Here is a 6,739-nt window from a genome sequence, read left to right as displayed (position 1 = left end):
CTCGGCCCCGTTGGCCGCCCGCAGCGTCACCGCGTGCCGCGACCGGTGCACCGTGACCACCCGCCCGTCGCACGGCGCATGCAGCACCGAACCCGTCGGATCAATCGCCAGACCGTCCCCCAGCATGCGCTCGGCGAACACCGCATCCGGCGTCTCATCCAAAGGCGCCACCCAGCCTGAAAGCGGCGAAGAAAGAACAAGGGTGGTCACGTGGAGAACTCTCGCCGGAACGTTACGGGTGGGAGACTACTGGCCGGCCGCCGTCAGGGTGACGCGGTCGAGGGCGGGCATCGGATCGAGGCCCTTGGCGGTGAAGCTGAAACAGAGGTCGTGCACCCCGTCGCGAGCCGGCAGGGCGCCGCTGACGGTCCCCAGGCCCGGGCCGCGACCGGCCTTGCCCAGCGGGATGGCGGCGATACGCTCGCCCTCGCAACCGCCGAGGCGGACCTCCAGCTCGCCATCCGGCGTCGCGGGCTTGCGCACCACGATCTGGTCCTTGGCCTTGCCGATCTGGAAGTTCCACGGCGTCTGGCCGACGCGGGCGGTGAGCTTCAGCCCCTTGGACAGGTCCGCGCCCTTCCACACCCAGCACGGCTTCATCACGTCGGTGGCGAAGATGGCGCGCTCGCCGTCGCGGCCGTTCTCGGGCGCGTCGTCTTCGAAGAGCAGCGGGATGGCGTTGCCGCACAGGTCCAGCTGGCGGCTGACCCGGGTCTCGGCGGCCCATTGCGTGGCCGTCCAGGCGCGGGTGCGTCCCAGCGGCCGGCCATCGAGGAAGCTGCGGGCCTTCAGGATGGTCCCCGCCTTCAGCGACAGGGTCTCGCCATAGGCCGACGAGGTCGCGGTCGGCTCGGAGCCGTCGGTGGTGTAGCGCACCTGGCCGATCTCGAGCCCGCTCTTCAGGCTGGCGGCGATCGTCCCGTCCTGGCCGGGGCGCAAGGTCGCCTGCGGCTCGAACGGCGCGGTGTTGGCCTTCAGGCCCAGCGCCTTGAGGCGGGCCATCTGGGCAGGCACGCGGGCGGTGAAGCCCTGCCAGTCGCGGCGCTCTTCCTGGGTCCAGGCGGTTTCCGACAGCGCCACCAGGCGCGGGAAGGCCATCAGCTGCACCCGCTCGTCGGTGCGGATGTGCTCGACCCACAGGTTGGCCTGGACGCCCAGGATATGCTTGCGCTGATCGGCCGTCAGGGCGTCGGGCGCGGCGTCGAACTGGTAGACGCCCTTGAGGCTGCTGACCGTCATGCGGCCCGGCGGCTCGTCGACCGAGGTGCTCTGGCGGCGGTCGAAATAGAGCGTCGGCTCGGGCGACAGCACGGTGTCGTGGCCCTGGCCGGCGGCGGCGATGGCCCCGTCGATCCCGCGCCACGACATCACCGTGGCGTTGGGGGCCAGCCCCCCTTCCAGGATCTCGTCCCAGCCGATCAGGCGGCGCCCCCGGCCGTTGATGTGCTTTTCGACCCGCTGGATGAACCAGCTTTGCAGGCCGTGCTCGTCCTTGACGCCCAGTTCCTTGATCTTGGCCTGGATCGCCGCGCTTTCCTTCCACTGGTCCTTCACGGCCTCGTCGCCGCCGACGTGGATGTACGGCGACGGGAAGAGGTCCATGACCTCGTCGAGCACGTCGTTGAGGAAGCCGAAGGTCTCGTCGTCGACATTGTAGAGATAGGGGAAGATCCCCCAGTCGTGCATGGCCAGGGCCGGCGGGTTGGGCGTCAGGCCCAGCTTCGGATAGGCCACGATCGGCGCCAGGGCGTGGCCCGGCATCTCGATCTCGGGAACGATGGTGACGTTGCGGGCGGCCGCATAGGCGACGAGGTCGCGCACCTGGTCCTGGCTGTAGAAGCCGCCATAGCGCACCGGCTTGCCGGTCTTCGGGTCGCGGGCGGCCGCGCCGGCCGGGGTGCGCCAGGCCGAGACCTGGGTCAGCCTCGGGTACTTCTTGATCTCCAGCCGCCAGGCTTGGTCGTCGACCAGGTGCCAGTGCAGCGTGTTGAGCTTGTGGGCGGCCATGCCGTCGATCAGCAGCTTGATGGTGTCGATCGACTGGTAGTGGCGGGCGCTGTCGAGCATGAAGCCGCGCCAGGCGAAGCGGGGGGCGTCCTCGACCTTGGCCGCCGGCACGTCGACCGGCCCCTTGCTCTCGTCCTGCACGGCCAGCTGCCAAAGGCTGATGGCGCCGTAGAACAGGCCGGCCCGCTTCAGCGCCGTGATCTTCACGCCGCCCGGCGCGACGTCGAGGCCGTAGCCTTCGCCGTCGGGGCCGCCGCGAACCAGCGAAATGGCCGCCTCGCCGGCGGCGGGATCGCCCTCGACCACGGCCGGGCGGATCCCTCGGGCGCGGTGCAGAAGGTCGGAAAGCTGGAGCGCCACGCCCCTGGCCTCGACGTCGCCCTTGGCCACGTGGATGCGGGTGGCCGCCGTCAGGCGGAAGCTGCCCTCGACCGCCTGGGCCTTCACCGGCGCGGGGGTCAGGGTTAGCGGCTCGGCGGCCAGGGCCGGCGAGGCCAGGACCACGGAGACGGCGCTGGCCAGGAACAGGGCGGCGCGACGGACTTGCGTCGAGGTCATGGAAATCATGTGCGGGACGCTCTCACCGGCAGGCAGTCGGCAAAAAGGCGGGCGGGCCGGCCAAAGCCGTCCCGCCCCAGCTCGCTGCTTGCAGTCAGGAGGGAAATGGGGGTGATCGGCGCGGCCTGGCGGGTCATGAGGGCGATCCTGAACCAAGCCGCGCGCGATGCAAATCGGCGGTATCGGAGACGCGCCATTCGACGCGCCTCCGGTTCCGGTCCTTAGAAGGCGACGTTGAGGGTCGCCTGCAGCTTGCGGCCGGTGCGGTAGACGCCGCGCGGCAGCATGGTGGTGTTGGCGTAGGCGTAGTACTCGCTGTCCAGCAGGTTCTGCGCCGAGACCGACAGGTTGACGTTCTCGCTGAAGGCGTAGCCGGCGGTCGCGTCCAGGCCCTTGAAGGCGCGGACGAACATCTGGTCGCCGCGATCCAGGCCCGTGAAGTACTTCGAGCGCCAGTTGTAGGTCACCCGGGCCGAGAACGGACCGTGCTCGTAGAACGGGCTGACGTTGATCTGGTGCTTGGAGTTGTAGGGCAGCGGCGAGCCGCCGTCCGCTTCGCCGTCGGCGTAGGTGTAGTTGGCCAGCAGGCCGAAACCCATGCCGAAGGTCTGCTGGTAGGCCACCGCCAGGCCCTTGACCGTGGCCGAGCCGGCGTTGGTCGGACGGCTGATCTGGTAGGTGGTGATCGCGTTGCGCGCCTGGTTGAAGTGCTGCTCGGCGACCGTCTGCTGCAGGATGTAGTTGCTGATGTCCTTGTGGAAGACTTCAGCCGACAGGATGGCTTCCGGCGCGAAGTACCATTCCAGCGAGGCGTTGACGTTGCTGGACTTGTACGGGTTCAGGTCGGGGTTGCCGCCGCCGCCGGTCAGGATCTGGTCGGAGAGCCAGAAGTAGTTCGACATGTCGGCGTAGTTCGGACGCGAGATCACCTGGGCCGCGGCGAAGCGGAACACCAGATCCTCCTGGACGTCGACGATGACGTTCAGGCTGGGCAGGAAGTCCTCGTACTTCTTGGACTTCACCTTCCAGGCCCAGTCGGCGGCGGTGGTGCCGCAGCCGGTGGCGGTCTGGTTGACGCAGGCGTAGCCGCCGCTGTCGGACTCGGTCTTCACGTAGCGCAGCCCGAAGTTGCCGCGAACGTTGTCGGCCTGGAAGTCGGCCTGGCCGTAGAGGGCGTTGATGGTCTCTTCGATGCCCCAGTTCTGGGCGGTGAACTCGGCGTTGCCGAACACCGTCGGAACCGGCTTGGCCTGCCACGGACGCAGGTAGCCGCCACGATCGATGTAGTCGGCGAGGGCCTTGCCGTCGATCTTGAAGCGGCTGCCCATCTGGTCGGTGACGCCGTCGAAGCCCCTCAGGTAGTTGCTGGGCACGATCGACGGGTTGAACTGCGAGGCGCTGGCCGGGTTGCCGTAGACGGCGACCGTCACGCCCGACATGGCCTGGGTGGTCTCGTGCTTGCGGTACTTGTAGCCGAACTGGACGCGCTTGATCACGCCCTCGAAGTCCTTGCCGAAATCGAGCTGGCCGTAGGTTTCCTTGTCCGTGGTCGGCTTGGAGACGATGTTGCCGCCCCAGCCGGAGTTGTAGCCCGGCGCGCCCGGGACCGACGGATCGCCCGCGCCCCAGCCGCCGTCGAACGAGAACTTGCTGGCGTCGGCCAGCGGATTACCGTCGGCGGTCGGGTTGGTGTAGGTCAGCACGCCCGGCGACCCCGGCGTGCCGGTGAAGTCGACGGTGTAGTCGGCCCAGTTCAGGAATTCCCCGTACAGCTGGCGCTTGGTGCCGCCGTCGGCCTTGGAGTAGCCCAGGTCGCCCGAGACGTCGAAGCCGTCGCCCGTCCACTTGCCGTTGAAGTGGTAGGTGTCGGAATTCAGCTCGGCCTCGCGGTACTGCACGTCCAGCACGCTCAGGGCGCGCTTGAACGAGGCCTTGCGGATGACGTTGTCGGTGATGGTGATGTCGGTCAGCGCGCCCAGGCTGTTCCAGGTATTGCCCTGGAAGGCGAACAGCGACTGGTTGGTGTTGTCGTAGGTGGCCTTGATCTTCAGCCAGTCGAAGTTCAGCTCGAGAGCGTCGGTCGGACGCCACTGAACGGCGGCGGTGTAGCTGTCGCGGACGCGTTCCTGCTCGAAGTAGGAGACCGACAGCGAGTTGACGCCGCGGGCGTTCGGATTGGCCGCCAGGGTGGCGGCGCAGGTTCCGGTGCAGTTGCCGTTGGTGATCGAGCTGACCGGGTTTTCCGGATTGCCGCCGTTGTAGTAGCTGGCCGGGATCGTGCCGTAGGACTCGATGCCGTCGCGGCGCAGTTGATCCTTGGCGTGCTGGGCCGAGACCGCGACGCCAAAGGTGCCGGCGTCGTTCTTCCAGCTGCCCAGGAAGGCGACCTGCGGGTCGGACTTCTTGGAGCGGTCGTTATAGAGGTAGCTGAGCGACCCCTGAAGGGTCAGCGCCTTCAGATCGAGCGGCTTGCGGGTGTTGACGATGACCGTACCGCCGATGCTCCCCTCATCGATGCGGGCTTCCGGCGACTTGTACACTTCGACCTTGCCGACGATCTGCGGCGCCAGCAGGGCGTAGTTGAACGTGCGGCCGGGCTGATCAAGGATGAACCAGTCGGCCGAAGCCACGGTCTGGCCGTTCAGCAGAGTGCGGTTCAGAGCCGGGTCGGTGCCCAGGATCGAGACCTTTTCACCCTGACCGAACTGGCGGTCGACGGTGACGCCGGGCACGATCGTCAGCGCTTCGGCGACGTTCGAGCTTGGGAACTTGCCGACGTCTTCGGCGGTGACCACGTCGACGATGGCGTTGGCGTTACGCTTGGATTGAATGGATTGCTGCAGCGATGCGCGAATGCCGGTGACGACCACCTCCTCGACGGAGGTCGATGTCTCCTGCGCTATCGCGGGCGCAGCGACCAATACGGCCAGCAGGCTGGCGGAGGCGGTCAAGACCGCCTTGTGGATGCTCTTCATACTCGGCTTCTCCCCTTTGTGCCGGGCCATTGGACCCGGAGCCGAACCCCAAAGCCCAATCTGATACCAATTTCTCGCGGCGAACCCGCAACGAGCGGTACTTCTCAGGCCTCGGAGTGTGACTGTGACGAAATTTTTTCATCTGACAAGACCGAAAAAGAACCAATTGCAGACCACGAGATAATTGGTATGAAAATGGTCATGAACTGTTGCGCCGGCCGTCGAGCCGGACGGATCGGGGCGATTGAGGGCCTGATGGCCATGGGCCAGGGGGTTGGGACGTGATGCTGTTTTCCGAAAAGATCGGACGCCTGGACGGCCACGGGCAGGACCACGCCCCGCTGTACAAGCAGCTGCAACGCGCCCTGCGCGAGGCGATCCAGAAGAAGATCCTGTCGCCCGACGACGCCCTGCCGGCCGAGCGCGACCTTGCCGAAGAATTCAGCATTTCGCGGATCACCGTTCGCAAGGCGCTCGACGGCCTAGTCAGCGAAGGCCTGCTGACGCGCCGCCAGGGCGCGGGCACCTTCGTCGCCGCCCGCGTGGAGAAAAGCTTCTCCAAGCTGTCGTCGTTCTCGGAAGACATGATCTCGCGCGGCCGGGTTCCGCACAGCGAATGGATCAGCCGCGGCGAGGGCCAGGTGACTCCCGAGGAGTCACTGACCCTGGGCCTGTCGCCGGGAACCTCGGTCTATCGCTTCGCCCGTATCCGCTACGCCGACGCCGCGCCGATGGCCGTCGAATACACCACCATCGCCGCCTTCGCCCTGCCCTCCACCGAGATCGTCGAGACCTCGCTGTACGAGGCGCTGGAGAAGACCGGCCACCGCCCGGTGCGCGCGCTGCAGCGCCTGCGCGCCATCCTGTTCGCCGCCGAGCAGGCCGACCTGCTGGGCGTGCCGCTCAAGGACGCGGGCCTGCTCATCGAGCGGCGCGGCTTCCTGCGGGACGGCCGGACGGTGGAAGTGACCCAATCCTACTACCGCGGCGACGCCTACGACTTCGTGGCCGAGCTGAACGCCCTGTCCTGATCCGAACCTTGCAAAGGAAGCCGTCTTGGAGGCGACCGTCTTGACCCGACCCGAAGCCCAGCCCCTCACCGCCGAGGCGACGCGGATGTTCCTCGAAGCGGGGGAGGCCTCGGCCGTCGTGGCGCGGCAGGTCGCGGCCAATGCGGCGGCGGCGGAAGCGATCGGCGC

4 protein-coding genes are annotated in these 6,739 nt (G+C 67.5%); 1 reads left to right on the top strand and 3 read right to left on the bottom strand.

Annotated features, from left to right (window positions below):
- From SGCZBJ_RS14410 to SGCZBJ_RS14400, 3 genes are all read right to left on the bottom strand, one after another.
- Nucleotides 1-210 (bottom strand): PTS sugar transporter subunit IIA (locus SGCZBJ_RS14410; protein ID WP_133149263.1); only part of this gene is annotated, 210 nt, incomplete at its 3' end.
- Between the two features lie 36 nt (nucleotides 211-246).
- Complete coding sequence (locus SGCZBJ_RS14405) at nucleotides 247-2,574, bottom strand: family 20 glycosylhydrolase (protein WP_338065457.1); 2,328 nt, start codon at nucleotides 2,572-2,574, stop codon at nucleotides 247-249.
- Between the two features lie 212 nt (nucleotides 2,575-2,786).
- A complete protein-coding gene (locus SGCZBJ_RS14400) occupies nucleotides 2,787-5,540 on the bottom strand; it encodes a TonB-dependent receptor (RefSeq protein ID WP_101718690.1) in 2,754 nt (917 codons plus the stop codon).
- Nucleotides 5,541-5,824: 284 nt separating this feature from the next.
- Between SGCZBJ_RS14400 and SGCZBJ_RS14395 the strand changes: the two genes are divergently transcribed.
- The gene (locus SGCZBJ_RS14395) at nucleotides 5,825-6,571 is read left to right on the top strand and encodes a GntR family transcriptional regulator (protein WP_101718689.1); all 747 of its coding nucleotides are present in this window, start codon (nucleotides 5,825-5,827) and stop codon (nucleotides 6,569-6,571) included.
- The last annotated feature ends 168 nt before the right edge of the window (nucleotides 6,572-6,739 follow it).

Source organism: Caulobacter zeae (assembly GCF_002858925.1).
Classification (GTDB): Bacteria; Pseudomonadota; Alphaproteobacteria; order Caulobacterales; family Caulobacteraceae; genus Caulobacter; species Caulobacter zeae.
This window is presented reverse-complemented; position numbering and strand designations above follow the sequence as displayed.

Excerpts from the sequence above, each read along its gene's own strand:
- SGCZBJ_RS14400 (WP_101718690.1), bottom strand. The coding sequence starts at position 5,540 with ATGAAGAGCATCCACAAGGCGGTCTTGACCGCCTCCGCCAGCCTGCTG.
- SGCZBJ_RS14395 (WP_101718689.1), top strand. The coding sequence starts at position 5,825 with ATGCTGTTTTCCGAAAAGATCGGACGCCTGGACGGCCACGGGCAGGAC.
- SGCZBJ_RS14405 (WP_338065457.1), bottom strand. The coding sequence starts at position 2,574 with ATGATTTCCATGACCTCGACGCAAGTCCGTCGCGCCGCCCTGTTCCTG.